Below are 16,136 nucleotides of genomic sequence, written 5' to 3'. Positions count from 1 at the left end.
TAGACGGCCCGCAGGTGACAACCGCGTTGCTCGATGTCATCGCTGAGAAGACCGGCTATCCGGTGGAGATGCTGGAGCTGGGGATGTCCCTGGATGCTGATCTGGGGATCGACTCGATCAAGCGGGTGGAAATTCTTTCGGCTCTGCAGGAACGTCTGCCTGAATTGCCGGCGGTTAAACCGGAGCATCTGGGCACGTTGCAGACCATCGATCAGATTGTCGATTTCCTCAGCAGTGTGTCAGGCTCGGAAAAACCGGCTGTCGCTGTTCAAGGCCAGGAGCCTGAACCGTTACCGATCATCAAGCGGCAGGAAGTGCGATTAGCCAGTTTGCCCAAGAAAAGACCCGTTAAAGGCTTTTCCTTTGGCGCCGGGGCCCAGGTCTGGATTACCGATGACGGTTCCGCTCTGATTGATGCCCTGGCGGCATCCCTGACCAGACACAACCTGATTGCGCGTAAGATCAAACTGGTGGAAATCACTAACTTGAATATTCCGGCAAATCTGTGTGGCCTGCTGATTGTTGCGCCCCTTAAAGGCTGCGATGATCGTTTTATCGCTGATAGTTTTGAACTGTTGCAGTTGGCCGCGCCACAATTGCGCGAGCAGGGACGTGGTCAGGGAGCCTTTTTTGCTACAATTTCGCGCCTTAATGGCAGCTTTGGTTTGCCCGCACGTTCCGGTTTTGGTGATCCTCTCTCTGGAGGTTTGGCCGGTTTGTGTAAATCGGCTGCTCTGGAATGGCCTGAAGTTCACTGCAAGGCGCTGGATCTGGGCATGGGGATGGAAGTGCTTCCGGCAGCAACGACCCTGATCGAAGAGATATTTACGACCACCCCGGTTGAGATTGGGGTGTCGTCAACCGGATTGACCACTCTGGAACTGGTGTCTAAAGATGTTTCTGCTGATACCCGGGAGTTCGCGCTGGAAGAAGGTGATCTGGTTGTCATCAGTGGCGGTGCTCGCGGTGTTACTGCGGCGGTTTCCGTCGCCCTGGCGCGCAAATATCGTCCTACCCTGGCATTGCTGGGGCGCAGCCCGCTACCCGCAGATGAGCCTGATTGGCTGAAGAGCTGCGATACGGAGGCAGAGATTAAAAAGGCGTTGCTGGATCATTGCGAAACACCTCCGGCGCCGAAAGAATTGCAACACCAGTGTGATCAGATCCTGGCTGGTCGCGAGATTCGCTCCACCCTCGATGATATTCTCAACGCGGGCGCCACGCCCTTGTATCTGCCCGTGGATTTACGCGATGCGCAGGCGGTAACCGCTACCATAACCAATCTGCAAGAACAGTACGGCGCGGTTAAAGGGTTGATTCATGGAGCCGGGGTACTGGCAGACAAGTTGATTGCGGATAAAAACCGTGAACAGTTTCTTGCGGTCTATGACACCAAAGTCAAAGGATGTCGTCATCTGCTGGCCGCCATCGACTCCGACGAACTCGCATTCCTTGTCATGTTTTCCTCATCAACCGGCCGCTTCGGTCGTATTGGTCAGGCCGATTATGCCGCCGCTAATGAGGTGTTAAACAAAATAGCCCAGCAATTTGCGCAGGGTCATCCCCATGCCAGGGTGTTATCAATGAATTGGGGCCCCTGGGATGGCGGCATGGTGACCGCTACGTTGAAAAAAATGTTTGCGCGTGAAGGGGTCGAGGTTATCGATCTGCAGGCTGGTGCGGCTTATCTGCTCAAGGAATTGACCGCGACAGACAAGACAGTTGAGCTGGTGATTGCCGGTGGGCATGCTCAGGATGCTGTTACTGATGATCCTGAACCGCCGCAGAACCTGTACCTTTCAAACGCTTTTGATCTGGATCTGAATATCGATCAATTTCCCCTGCTCAAATCCCATGTTATTGATGGTAAAGCTGTCGTGCCCGTGGCCCTGATGGTAGAATGGCTGGCCCATGCCGCCGGGCATAATCATCCGGGTCTTAAATTTCAGGGGTTGAATGATTTAAGGGTGCTTAAAGGAATTATTCTTGAGGCGGGACAGACCTACAATCTGCAAGCAATGACCGGCAAGGCGATCAAGAGTGATGGCTTGCATGTGGTGCCGGTGGAACTTTCCGGTCGTGATGAACAGGGGCGCACCGTTGCCCATGTCCGGGCGCGGGTGGTGCTTGCTGCTGGCTACGGTCCTGCGCGTCAGCCCCGTTCAAGGCTGGATCTTGATGGGTATGCCAATGCCTCAGCCGGCATTTACGCCGACCAGAAGCTGTTTCATGGTGAGGCCTTCCAGGGATTGCGTGAAATTCTGGGTTGTTCGGCGCAGGGGATTAATGCCCTGGTGAGCCCGGCACCACAACCGCAGGAATGGATCGAACAACCTTTGCGTAATAGCTGGTTTGCCGACCCGCTGGCTCTGGACAGCAGTTTCCAGATGTTGATTTTATGGAGTTTTGAACAGTATCAGGCCGGTTCCCTGCCGGTTTTCGCCGGGCGTTACCGCCAATATCGGGAGCGTTTTCCCGCTGACGGGGTGGAGGTTCGTGCCCGGATTATCAGCAACAATCAACATCGTGCGACAGCGGATATTGATTTTGTTGATCCGGCTGATGGACAACTGGTTGCACGACTGGAGAATTATGAATGCGTGATCGATGCCTCCCTTAATGCCACCTTTCAGCGTAATAAGCTCACAGGAGTTGCCTGATAATGGCTTATGCCCAATCGGTTGCTGTTATTGCCATGGGGGGGGAGTTTCCGGACGCGGCAAATCTTGATGATTACTGGGACCTGATTCTCAAAAAAAGAAACTGTGCCCGTTGTCCGCCGCCCGGGCGCTGGCTGTTACCGGCGGAAGAAATTTACGATCCGGCAGTTGGCGCTGCAGACCGGGTGTATTCGGACAAAGCCTGTTTTCTTGCTGATCCAGCAGATTCAGCCGAGATTCCCGGGCTTGATATCGATGCCGGGTTCCTCCGTCAGTTGGACCCCATGTTCCGTTTGTTGCTGCGGGTCGGGCAGCAAACCATGACCAGTGCCGGCGCACCGTCTTTTGACCCGGCCCGTGCCGGCGTCATTATCGGCAATCTGGCGTTGCCCAGTGATTCATCCTCTGCTCTGACGCGTCAACTGCTGGGTAAAACCTTTGTTGAAAAACTCACGGATCAGCCTTTAATGGTTGGTGAGTGTCCGATCGTAACACAAAACCACCATGTTGCCGGATTGCCGGCCGCCGTTCTCGCCCGTGGGTTAGGTTTTGGCGGTACCTGTTTTACCCTTGACGCTGCCTGCGCTTCTTCCCTTTATGCGATTAAGCTGGCTGTTGATGAACTGTTGTCCGGCCGAGCCGACCTGATGCTCGCCGGTGGTTTGTCGCGTCCTGATTCCCTTTATACCCAGATGGGGTTTTCCCAGTTGCGTGCCCTTTCGGCGACAGGTCGTTGTGCGCCTTTTGACCGTTCCGGTAACGGTCTGGTGGTCGGGGAGGGGTGCGGCCTGTTGTTGCTCAAGCGGACCCGCGATGCGCAGCGCGATGGCGATCAGATTCTGGCGGTGATTCGTGGTATCGGACTTTCCAATGACCTGCAGGGTAATCTGCTGGCACCTTCGTCTGAAGGACAGCTACGGGCGATGCGCGCCGCGTATCGACAAGCCGGTTGGCAGCCCAGTGATGTTGACCTGATTGAATGCCATGCTACCGGCACTCCAGTAGGCGATGCAGTTGAATTTTCCAGTCTACAGCAACTGTGGGGCAGCAGTGGTTGGCGTAGTGGCCAATGTGTTATCGGTTCCGTAAAGGCCAACATCGGTCACCTGTTGACCGCAGCTGGTGCCGCAGCGTCAATCAAGACCATTCTCGCCTTGTCCCATCAGACGCTGCCGCCACAGACACATTTTGAGCAGCCACCGGCCGGGGTTGATCTGGACAAGAGTCCGTTTAGGCTTCTTGGCCAGGCCTGTTCCTGGCACCAGCGTCGTGCAGAAGTGCCGCGTCGTGCTGCTGTCAGCGCCTTTGGTTTTGGTGGCATCAATGCCCATATGTTGCTTGAAGAATGGCAACCGGAGCGTGCAACGCGCAAGAAGGTGACCCTCCATCCATCCTTCTCGGCCCGTCAGCCCCCAATTGCCGTAGTCGGACTGGCCGCTCATTACGGCCCCTGGTTTGAGCCGCAGGGGCTGCGACAGCGGCTGTTCGGCATTGATGACAAGGTCGTTCCTGACACTCCCATAAGTTGGTGGGGAGCAGGTGAAAGTCGTTGGCTGCAGCAGATTTTTCCGCAGGGCCTGCCCCAAGGTTTTTGCCTTGGGCCGATCAGTGCAGCTGCCGGGGAATTTCGCATTCCGCCAACGGAGATGGCAGAAATGCTGCCGCGCCAGTTGCTGATGCTCAAGGTCGCTGCAGCCGCCCTGCGGGATGCCAATGCTGACCATGACGATCATCTGTTTACCGGGGTGTTTATCGGTTGTGGCCTTGACCTGAATGCTACCAACTTCAGTTTTCGCTGGGGACTGGCGCAGCAGGCACACCTCTGGGCCCAGGAGCTGGGGCTCACATTAACTGAGGACGAACTGTCTGCCTGGATAGATCAATTACGGGATGCCGCCGGGCCGGCACTGACAGCCAACCGAACCATGGGTGCGTTGGGTAGCGTTGTCGCCAGCCGGATTGCCAGGGAATTCGGTGTCGGCGGTCCGAGTTTCACCATTTCCAGTGAAGAAAATTCCAGCTTGCGCGCCATTGAGGTGGCCATTCATGCTCTCCAGGAAGGCTCCATCAAACGTGCACTGGTCGGCGCTGTCGATCTCGCCGCTGATTTGCGGGATGTAGTCAGTCGTCAGCATCTGACTCCTTTTGTCAGTGTTGATCAGTCACGTCCTCTTGACCGTGAGAGTCAGGGTGTTCATCTGGGTGAAGGGGCGGGGGCACTGGTGCTTAAACGCCTGGAAGATGCCCGCCAGGATGGCGATCAGATCCATGCTGTTATCAGTGGTATCGGTACCGCCATCGGTGGTGCTCCTGATCAGTTGTTGCCGGTGGCCGAGGTTCTGCACAAAGCTGTGACCCAAGCGTGCAGCAGCGCCGGTGTGAAGCCGGCAGACATCGGGTACCTGGAGGTTGATGGCAGTGGTGACCCCGAAGTCGATGCCCTTGAGGCGGCGACTCTGTCCAAGGTCCTCGGCAACCGACACCGCCACACATCTTGCTGGCTTGGCAGTGTCAAGGCAGATATCGGTCATGCCGGCGGTGCTGCGGGAATGGCTGCGGTGATCAAGGCCATTCTGTGCTTAAAACAACGGCTGTTACCACCTGTCCGGCGGCTGACAGCGCTGCGCTCTGAATGGATAACTTCGCCCCCACTGTTTCGGGTAGTTGATACGCCCCAGTACTGGTTAACCAACCACGCGGAAGGGATGCGTCGTGCAATGGTCACGGCGTTGGGCAACGACGGCAGTTATTCTGCCCTGATTGTCGAGGAGCATCAGGGAAATCTGCCTGCTCCGGGCGTTGATCGCCCCCTAGGTGATTTAGCCGCCGGGCTGTTTGCCCTATACGCTGACAGTTTAGGTGGTGTGGGCGAAAGATTAACCGAGCTGAAACAGCTTGCGGCACAGTATCGCGACGAATGCTGTGATCAGCTGGCCCGACGCTGGTATCACAACCACCCCCCTTTAGCTGAAGTCTCACTGTGTCTGACGCTGGTAGTAGAAAGCCCTGTGGAACTGAATGCACAACTTGATCAGGTAGCTCGTCAGCTCGAACGTCTAGCTGCCGATGAGTCTCTGAAATTCGCTGACTTGTTGTCTCCAGCACAGCGTGAACGGGTGTTTTTCAGCCGTGAGCGCCTTGCAGACAAAGGAAAAATAGCTTTTATATTTCCCGGTTCCGGCAATCATTTTGCCGGGATGGGGCGCGATCTGGGAGTGCGCTGGCCGGAAGTCTATAGCGTTCAGGAAACTGTCAATGCCCGTCTTGCCGATCAGTATCAGCCACAGCATTTCTGGAATGGTTCTCTGAGCGACGCGCTGCTGGAGGATCATAACGCGTTGGTTATTTCCCATGTGGCTCTGTGCACCGCCCTGCACGATCTGCTCTGCCGATTCGCCATCAGGCCACAGATGGTCAGTGGTTACAGCCTCGGGGAATCTTCCGGTTTATTTTCAACCGGTGCCTGGCGAGAGCGCGATGCCATGCTGCAGCGCCTTAAGGATTCCCCCCTGTTTACCAGCGAATTGGCTGGTGAGTGTCGTGCCGCCCGCCGGACCTGGGGTTTGCCGCCCGGCCAGCAGGTTGACTGGTGTCTGGGTATTGTTAATGTCTCGGCTGATCAGGTCAAAAAGGTTCTTGCCGGCAAAAAACAGGTCTACTTGTTGATTATCAATACCTACAAAGAGTGTGTAATTGGCGGCCAGCGTCAGCAGGTTGACCTGGCGGTTAAGGAACTGGGCTGCCATTTTATCCCATTACAGGGCGTCACAACGGTTCATTGCGAAGTAACCAGGGCCGTGGCGGATGCCTACCGTAATCTTCACTTGTTCGATGTCAGGGCGCCGCGAGGTATCGATTTTTACAGTTGCGCTTTCGGTGGCAAATATCCCCTGACCACTACCAATGCCGCCGATGCGATTCTGGCGCAGGCTATCGATACGATTGACTATCCACGGGTGATTGAACGCCTTTATGCTGACGGTGCCAGAATCTTCCTTGAAGTTGGGCCCGGCTCGTCCTGTACGCGGATGATTTCCAGTATTCTTGGTGAGCGCCCACATCTGGCCCGTTCTTTCTGTGTGGCGGGACAGGATGCGTCAGTGCCGTTCCTGCGGCTGTTAGGGCACTGTCTGGCTGAAGGGATCAAACTGGACCTGTCACCACTTTACCCCGCCGACAAGGTCGAATTGCTCGACAGGTCCGGCCGACGTCCGCAGATTCTTACGACCACCGGCAGTGCTGCTTTTACGCCAGCGCTACCGGTTAAAAATGGTTCGGCACCGCAGGTTGATCCGTCGTTGGCGGCAGCGGCCAGCGCAATTCCTTGTTTGTCACCGAAACCACAAGAAACCCCCGAATCCCTGCAACCGGTCAGTATTGATGGCACAGTGCTGACCCAGTTAACCACAGGATTTCGTGATGCTCATGCCGCTGGAGCGATGGCTCATGCGGCCTTTCTGGAACTGTCGGCTGATCTTGAACGCTCTCTGGCTGAGCAGATCGCTTACCAGCAGCAACTGTTGCGGCAGGGGGATGGGGGGCTCCTTGATCTGGATCAGTTACCTGTCGATGATAAGCACCATGCCGATCTGCTTTCAGCGTCGGTTATTAAAGGGACACCTGCAGAGCAGGTAAGTACTAGAGTTGCCCCGGTTTTTAATCGCCATCAGTGTATGGAGTTTGCGGTCGGATCGGCGGCCAGGGTGCTTGGCAAGGAATTTGCCGAGATTGATACATTTCCAACCCGCGTGCGACTGCCCGATGAACCACTGATGCTGGTTGACCGGATTATTGCCCTGGAAGGGGAGCCCCGCTCGATGACCTGCGGACGCGTGGTTACCGAACATGATGTCACGGCTGATCGCTGGTATCTTGATGGTGGACGCATCCCTACCTGTGTTGCGGTCGAAGCCGGTCAGGCTGATCTGTTTCTGTCTGGCTATCTCGGAATCGATTTTATCACCAGGGGGTTGGCGGTATATCGATTGCTCGATGCCGTGGTTACCTTTCATCGCGGCTTGCCGACGGTCGGTGAAACAATCCGCTATGATATTCATATCGATAAATTTTTCCGTCAGGATCAGACCTACCTGTTCCGTTTTCATTTCGAAGCGACGGTTAATGGTGAACCCTTACTGAGTATGCGGGATGGATGTGCCGGATTCTTCAGTGCGGCAGAACTCGCTGCAGGCAAGGGGATTGTTCATACCCGTCTTGATCTGCTGCCGCAGCCGGGCCGCATGCCCGCTGATTGGCGCGAACTGGTACCGCTGACGGTTGAATCCTACAACGATGCCCAGGTTGCGGCTCTTTATGCGGGAGATCTGGCCGGCTGTTTCGGTCCTGGGTTTGCACATTTGCCCTTGAACAAGCCCTATACGCTGCCTAGTGACAAGTTGAAACTGGTTGATCGGGTGACTCTGCTTGACCCTGAAGGTGGACGCTACGGCCTCGGCCAGATCCGGGCGGAGATGGACATTCAGCCGGATGCCTGGTTTTTAACCTGTCATTTTGTTGATGATCGGGTCATGCCTGGGACCTTGATGTACGAATGTTGCATGCACACCTTGCGGATCTATCTGCTGCGCATGGGGTGGATCGGTGAGAGTGATACTACCTGGTGCGAACCTGTTCCCGGAGTACATAGTGGTTTGAAGTGTCGCGGTCAGGTCATTGAGACGACGAAAACCGTCACCTACCAGGTAAGCATTAAAGAGCTGGGTTACGCTCCGGAGCCCTATGCCATTGTTGATGCCTTGATGTTTGCAGATGATCACCCGATCGTCGAAATCCCGGACATGTCGGTTCGATTGAGTGGCCTTGATCGTACAAAGGTCGAGGTCCTCTGGCAGCCTCAGACCCCATCAGTAAAGCAACAAAATCAGCAGGTTCTCTACGATCGTGAGCGGATCACCGCTTTCGCCATCGGCAACCCCTCCGACGCATTCGGCGAACCCTACCGGATTTTTGATAAGGAGCGCAAAATAGCCCGCCTGCCCGGACCGCCCTTCCAGTTTCTCGACCGGATTGTTGATGTCAAGGGAGAGCCGTGGAAGCTGGTTGAGGGGGCCGCTGTAGTGGCGGAATATGATGTGCCGCCGGATGCCTGGTACTTTAGGGCCGGGCGGCAGCCGGAAATGCCCTTTAGCGTATTGCTTGAGATCGGTCTGCAACCCTGTGGTTGGCTGGCGGCCTACCTGGGTTCGGCGTTGACCAGCGATACCGATCTGTCATTCCGCAATCTCGATGGTCAGGCCATTCAGCACAAAGCGGTGACGTCAACTAGTGGCACACTCACTATCAACGTGGAGATTACCAGGATCGCCAGCAGCGGCGGGATGATCATCCAGGGATTCAATTTTAATGTAAGTGACAGCGGTGGTCCGGTTTACACGGGCACCACTGTGTTTGGATTTTTTTCAGCTGCCGCACTGGCCCAGCAGGTCGGAGTCCGCGGGGCCACAAGCTGGCAACCGGCGCCAGAGCAGATCAGTCGGGCCAAAACCTTTGGGTATCCGGTTGGGCCACCATTTCCCGATGCGATGCTGCGCATGGTTGACACTATTGATCTCTATATCCCTGACGGTGGACCACAACAACTCGGGTTTATTCGTGGCAGCAAAGTGGTCGATCCCGATGAATGGTTCTTTAAGGCCCATTTTTATCAGGATCCGGTTTGTCCCGGTTCGCTAGGACTTGAGTCCTTTTTGCAACTGCTCAAGGTCGTGGTCAGTGAGCGTTGGGGTATTAGTGCTGACAGCCGTTTTGAAACCATGACGCTGGGGGAAGAACATCGCTGGAATTACCGTGGTCAGATTATCCCCACTAATCAGCGTGTCGAGATTGAAGCAATTATCACAGAGATTGATGAAGACCATCAGTCTCTTAAAGCAGATGGGCTGTTGCTGGTTGATGGTAAAATTATCTACCAGATGAAACAGTTTGCTTTGCGGCTTCACAAGTAAGTTGCGGTCAAACTTCAGCTGCTTCACCTTCCGGGTAAATTATGTTACAAGATGCCCTGAAATTTTCTTCAGGATTCTGTATTCTGAATACTTGCATTTAACAATCTCGTTGCTGCCTAAGAGGTTATTGAAAACAGTGAAGTTTATTCATCAATGAGATATACCCGTGTCCATATTGAATCGGTCGGTTACGAACTGGCTCCCATTGTCGTCACCACAACCGAGCTGGAAAATCGGATTGCGCCAGTTTATAAAGCGCTGCACATCTCTCCGGGGCAGCTCGAAGCGCTGACCGGGATCCGTGAGCGGCGCTGGTGGAAGCCGGGGACGCCAATCTCTTACGGTGCCATTGCGGCAGCGAAAAAATCACTGCAGGAGCGTAATATTGCTGCTGAAGATATTGGCGCGGTGGTTTATGCAGGGGTCTGCCGTGAGCATTTTGAACCCGCCACCGCCTGTCTCGTTGCTTCGGCTCTTGGTGTTCGTGGAGATACTGCTATCTACGATTTGTCAAATGCTTGCCTTGGTGTTCTTAATGGAGTGCTTGATATTGCTAACCGGATTGAACTGGGCCAGATCCGCGCCGGACTGGTGGTTGCCTGCGAAAGTTCGCGGGAAATTAACGAGATCATGATCCAGAAGATGCTCGACAATCCGACCATGCCCCTGTTTACCCAATCCCTGGCGACCCTGACCGGTGGCTCCGGTGCTGCTGCTGTGTTGTTGACCGATGGTTCTTTTTCTCCTTCACGACGACCAAAACTGCTGGGCGGAGTCAACGTCGCTGAACCTCAGTATCATGAACTGTGCCGCTGGGGTCTGACCCAGGAGTCTGCTGCCTGTCAGCAGCCGTTCATGCAGACTGATGCCGTAGCTGTTATGAAACACGGGGTTGAGCTGGGCAAACGCACCTGGGAGTTATTTAGTAGTAAGCTTGGTATCACGGCTGATAAAATCGATAAGGTTATCTGCCATCAGGTTGGGGAAGCACATCAGCGCCTGATTCTCAAGAATCTTGGTATTGATCCCGCAAAAGATTTTCAAACCTTTGAGTTTCTCGGTAATATGGGCACCGTGTCCCTGCCGATCACCGCAGCCATCGCGAAAGAACGCGACCTGCTGCGTCCTGGTGACCTGGTCGGTTTTCTTGGTATCGGCAGTGGCCTGAACTGTCTGATGATGGCTATTCAATGGTAATTGATTCTCCGCTGTTTAAATCCGAATACCCCTTCAAAAGTCATTTTCTCGACCTGAATGGTCTGGCTTATCATTATATTGATGAAGGCAAGGGTTCGCCGGTTGTCATGCTTCATGGTAACCCGAGCTGGTCGTTTTACTATCGCAACCTGGCGCGGCAACTCAGCAAGCGTCATCGCGTGATTGTGCCGGATCATATCGGCTGTGGACTGTCGATGAAACCGGCGGATTCTCTTTATCAGTATCACCTCAAGCAGCGCGTTGACGATCTTGAACGGCTGATTGATCATCTTGAGTTGCCGGAAAAAATTACTCTGGTTGTTCATGATTGGGGGGGCATGATTGGTATGGCCTGGGCGATTCGCCACCCGCAGCGCCTGGCGCGGCTGGTGCTGATGAATACCGCTGCGTTTCATCTGCCCGTCGGAAAAAAACTGCCGCCGGCTTTGAAAATCTGTCGCGACTCCCAGTTAGGTGTTTTTCTGGTGCAGGGTTTTAACCTCTTTGCCCGCTTTGCCGCCAAGATCGGGTGCAAGCGCAATCCCATGCCGGCGGAACTGCGACAACTCTATTGCAGCCCTTACGACAACTGGCAGCACCGGATCGCCACCTTACGGTTCGTTCAGGACATTCCTCTACAACCTGATGATCCCAGCTACGCACTGGTTAACGAGGTTGAGAAGGGACTGACCCAGTTTGCCCAGGTACCGGTCTGTATTCTCTGGGGGGACAAGGACTTCGTTTTTGATCAGTATTTTTTGCGTGAGTGGGAAACACGTTTTCCTCAAGCTGAAGTGCACCGTTTTCCTGATTGTGGCCACTATGTCCTTGAAGATGCAACCGAAGAAATCATCCCGATCATTCGTGATTTTCTACGGAAAAACCCGCTGGAACAACAACCCGCGACATGATGAGCACCGAATCCTTCGGTAATATTGCCGCCTATCTCCCTGCGATGGCTAAACGTCAACCGGACACGGTGGCGGTCTATTGTCCGGTCGGGCGTTTCTCGCCGCAGCAAAACTATTCTTGTTATACCTACGCTGAGCTCGAGCTGGAAAGTAATCGCATCGCGGTCGTTCTACGTGATCTCGGGATTGGCCGAGGCGTCAGGACGGTGTTGATGGTGACCCCCGGCCTGGCTTTTTTTGCCCTGACGTTCGCCTTGTTTAAGGTAGGGGCCGTGCCGGTGCTGGTTGACCCCGGGATGGGGACAAAAAACTTGAAAATCTGCCTCGAAGAAGCGCACCCTACGGCATTTATCGGTATTCCTAAAGCGCATCTGGCACGCCGACTGCTGGGTTGGGCGCGCGCTGTTCTGACGGTGCGATTGACCACCGGTCCGCGTCTGTGGTTTGACGAATATTCCTTGTCACGCCTGCTTGCCGGAATAGCTAAGGAAGTCTCATATGCGCCGATCGAGCCCGATCCGGATGAAACTGCCGCTATTCTTTTTACCAGCGGCAGCACCGGAGTGCCCAAGGGGGTAGTTTATACTCATCAAAATTTTATTGCCCAGGTTAAAGCTTTAAAGAATATCTATAAGATTGAGTCTGGTGAAATTGATCTGCCGACTTTTCCCCTGTTTGCCCTTTTTGCTCCTGCCCTTGGCATGACCGCGGTCATTCCGCAGATGGACTTTACCCGTCCCGGGGAGGTTGACCCGCAAAAAATCATCGCGGCCATTGAGCGGTTTGGGGTGACAACCATGTTTGGTTCTCCAGCCTTGATTCGCCGGGTCGCCAGGTACGGTATCCAGCACGGGGTCAAATTGCCGACCCTCAAACGAGCGATCTCTGCCGGTGCTCCGGTAGCTGCTGTAACGCTTGAACAGTTCAGGCATCTGCTGCCTGAAGATGCACGTATTTTCACCCCCTATGGTGCTACTGAAGCCTTGCCGGTCTGCTCCATTGACGGTGCCACGATTCTTGGAGAAACCCGTCAGTTAACTGATCAGGGCCGAGGCGTATGCGTTGGGTTGCCGGTGCCAGGTGTCGAAGTCGGTATCATCCCCATCAGTGATGAGCCGATAGCGCAGTTTGACCCCGGGTCGTTGCTTTCTGCGGGGCAGATTGGTGAAATCATCGTTGCCGGTGAGCAGGTCACCCGTTCTTACTTCAACCGGGTAGAATCAACCCGGCTGGCTAAAATCGAAGATCCCGACAATAACCGTTTTTTCCATCGCATGGGGGACCTTGGTTACCATGACGAAAAGGGGCGGATCTGGTTCTGCGGGCGCAAATCTCACCGCATCATTACTGCAAGAAAAACCCTGTTCTCTATCCCCTGCGAAGGGGTGTTTAATACCCATCCATTGGTGTTTCGCACGGCGTTGGTTGGGGTTCAGATTGCCGGCGAGACAGTCCCGCTTATCTGCATTGAGCTGGAACCGGGAGTTGATCAAAAACAGCATCAGCGGATTATTGCCGATCTGCGCGATCTGGCCTGCAGATTCCCGCACACCGCGCAGATTGAGCGATTTCTGATTCATCCGTCCTTCCCCGTAGATATCCGTCACAATGCCAAGATTTTCCGGGAAAAACTGGCGGTCTGGGCGCAGCAGAAGGTGTCCCAATGATTCTCGTCACCGGGGGGCGTGGTTTTCTTGGCGGCGCGATCGTCAAGATGTTGCTTGAACAGGGCAAGTCGGTGCGTTCGCTGGCGCGCCACCATTGTCCACGGCTTGCAACTGCCGGAGTTGAGCAGTTTATCGGCGACTTAAGTGATCCGGTGCAGGTTGACAGGGCCGTTAACGGGTGTGAGCTGGTTTATCATGTCGCAGCCAAAGCCGGGGTCTGGGGAGACTATCGGGATTTCTACAACGCTAATGTGGTTGGTACCCGTAATGTCATTGCCGCTTGTCGCCAACAAGACGTAACGCGGCTGGTTTATACCAGCTCCCCCAGTGTTGTCTTTGATGGTTCCGACATGGAAGGGGTGGACGAGTCGGCTCCTTATCCGCGTCACTTTCACGCCCCGTATCCGCAGACCAAAGCGCAAGCGGAACAACTGGTTATTTCGGCTAATGGTGATCAGCTGGCGACCGTGGCGCTGCGTCCCCATCTGATCTGGGGTCCGGGGGACAATCATCTGGTGCCACGGATTCTGGAACGTGGACGTGGCGGGCACCTGCGGCGCATCGGTAAAGGGGATAATCTGATCGATGCAGTCTACATTGATAATGCAGCTGTGGCCCACCTGCAGGCAGCGCAACAACTGTCGATCGGGTCCCGCGTTGCAGGTAAGGTGTATTTTATCGCTAACAACGAGCCGATTCCATTGTGGGACCTGGTTAATCAGATCCTCGCCGCCGGTAATCTGTCGCCGGTCACCAGAACCATCTCACCGCAGCTCGCCTATCTGGCCGGCGCTGTGCTGGAGACAATCTACAAACACCTGCGCCTGGCGGGCGAGCCCCGCATGACCCGTTTTATCGCTCGTGAGCTTGCCACCGCTCACTGGTTTGACCTTTCCGCCGCCCAACGTGATTTCGGCTACCAACCACAAATCAGCATTAAAGAGGGGATGGAGCGTTTACGGCGCTGGTTGCAGCAAGAGGGGGCTTGATCATTTGATCACAGTCAAGGATTCACGGCCGAGATGCGACCGGGCTTTCGGATTTTAGCGGAGCTGTCGGGTTTCGGCAGCCATGATAAAATCATTGAGATAAAGTCCCGAATTTTTTGCATTCACCAGGTCATTATCATCCTATCCAACTCAGTCAATAGCGCCGGATGGTGTTTTTATCAACGTCAGCTTTGACTTGTATTAATCAACCTGATCGTTATAGATTCCGACTTTAACATGTGAAAATACTTTTTTCTGTTTCCAAGGTTCTCAGCCATGGTAAATCCCTATCAGCAAGATCGCAATCGCCTGATCATCATCATGTGGGTACTCCTGACTATCGGGTTTGTGGCTATTTCTTTACTGGGCTACCAGGTTTCCCGCCAGGCGATTCGAGCAACCATCATTGATCAGGATCTACCTTTAACCTCAAGTAATATTTACTCTGAAATCCAGAAGGATCTGGTTCGCCCGGTGCTGATTTCAAATACCATGGCCCACGATACCTTTGTTCGTGACTGGATTCTGCGTGGCGAGTTGGATCCCCAGGACATTGTCCGTTACCTGCAGGAGGTTCGGGCTCGTCACGGCGCCTTCAGCAGTTTTCTGGTGTCGGATAAAACCGGTAATTATTACACCGGCGAGGGGATTCTGAAACAGGTTTCACCCGAGGACCTGCGGGATGAGTGGTACTATCGGGTACGCTCAATGAGTGAGGACTACGAGATCAACGTTGATCCTGATCTGGCCAATGCCGATGCCCTGACAATTTTTATCAATTACCGGATCTTTGATTACGAAGGGCTATATATTGGTGCAACCGGTGTCGGTTTGACGGTGGAGGCAGTGCAACGCCTGATTAACGAATATCAGGCGCGTTTTGACCGTACCATCTACTTTGTTGACGACTCCGGCGAGATGGTGGTTTTTGGCGATCATATCAAGAAGGTCGACCTGCGTGCTACAGCCGGTCTTGGTCCGTTGATGGATCAGATTCTCAGTAAAATGCGCGGGCACTATCAATATCAGGTGGATGGAGACCGTTTTATTCTCCACGTTAATTTTTTGCCCGAACTCAACTGGCATCTCTTTGTCATTCAGAATGAGTCCGTTGCCTTAAGTGGCATCCGAAATACCCTTTATTTTAATCTGGCATTCAGTTTTGTGGTGACCTTGGTGGTTGTCTATATCACCCAGCTGGTACTGGTGCGTTATCAGAAACGGCTGGAGCGACTGGCTTCCACCGATGAGTTGACCGGCCTGCTTAATCGCCATGCATCATCAATCCTCTTTAAAAAACTGCTGCAAGATTATCGCCGTGAACCGCGTCCGTTTAGTATTCTGTTGATCGATATTGATCATTTCAAACTGATCAATGATCGTTTTGGCCACCGTTGTGGTGACGAGGCTTTGCGGCAGTTAGCCAACCTGCTCAGCAGCAGTTTGCGTGAATCGGACCTGGCAGTGCGGTGGGGCGGTGAAGAGTTTCTGCTGCTGCTCAAAGGTTGTACCTTGTCGGAGGCTAAACGCCTGGCTGAGGATATCCGTGTAAAGGTCGCAGGATACGGCTTGCAGACGGACAGCGGAACAGTAACCCTGACGCTTTGTCTTGGCATCAGTGAGTATGATGGTCTAGAAACCCTGGATCAGACCATAAATCGTGCAGATGCGGCACTTTATCGGGCCAAGAATGATGGACGCAATCGCGTAGCGGTTGACCCTGAGGCTGCAAATGGCTAAAAGACTT

The 16,136-nt window shown here is 54.2% G+C and carries 7 protein-coding genes; all 7 read left to right on the top strand.

Features of this window, described 5'->3' with window-relative positions:
* Positions 1-2,660: SDR family NAD(P)-dependent oxidoreductase (locus AC1931_RS02970; RefSeq protein ID WP_483875737.1), on the top strand; the 2,660-nt coding region annotated here is incomplete at its 5' end.
* A gap of 2 nt (positions 2,661-2,662) precedes the next feature.
* Positions 2,663-9,625, top strand: coding sequence for a beta-ketoacyl synthase N-terminal-like domain-containing protein (locus AC1931_RS02965; RefSeq protein WP_483875736.1), 6,963 nt, complete (start codon positions 2,663-2,665; stop codon positions 9,623-9,625).
* A 153-nt stretch (positions 9,626-9,778) separates the two neighbouring features.
* On the top strand, positions 9,779-10,822 hold the full coding sequence (locus AC1931_RS02960) for a 3-oxoacyl-ACP synthase III (RefSeq protein ID WP_483875735.1): 1,044 nt from the start codon (positions 9,779-9,781) through the stop codon (positions 10,820-10,822).
* Positions 10,816-11,733, top strand: a complete 918-nt coding sequence (locus AC1931_RS02955; RefSeq protein ID WP_483875734.1) for an alpha/beta fold hydrolase — start codon at positions 10,816-10,818, stop codon at positions 11,731-11,733. Before AC1931_RS02960 ends, AC1931_RS02955 begins: the two co-directional genes overlap by 7 nt.
* A complete protein-coding gene (locus AC1931_RS02950; protein ID WP_483875733.1) occupies positions 11,730-13,400 on the top strand; it encodes a fatty acid CoA ligase family protein in 1,671 nt (556 codons plus the stop codon). Before AC1931_RS02955 ends, AC1931_RS02950 begins: the two co-directional genes overlap by 4 nt.
* Positions 13,397-14,389 carry an NAD-dependent epimerase/dehydratase family protein gene (locus AC1931_RS02945; RefSeq protein ID WP_483875732.1) on the top strand — a complete coding sequence of 331 codons (993 nt, stop codon included), beginning with the start codon at positions 13,397-13,399 and terminating at the stop codon, positions 14,387-14,389. Before AC1931_RS02950 ends, AC1931_RS02945 begins: the two co-directional genes overlap by 4 nt.
* Positions 14,390-14,665: 276 nt before the next feature.
* On the top strand, positions 14,666-16,129 hold the full coding sequence (locus AC1931_RS02940) for a sensor domain-containing diguanylate cyclase (RefSeq protein WP_483875731.1): 1,464 nt from the start codon (positions 14,666-14,668) through the stop codon (positions 16,127-16,129).
* Positions 16,130-16,136: the final 7 nt, after the last annotated feature.

Source organism: Pelovirga sp. C15f (genome assembly GCF_057178085.1).
This window is presented reverse-complemented; position numbering and strand designations above follow the sequence as displayed.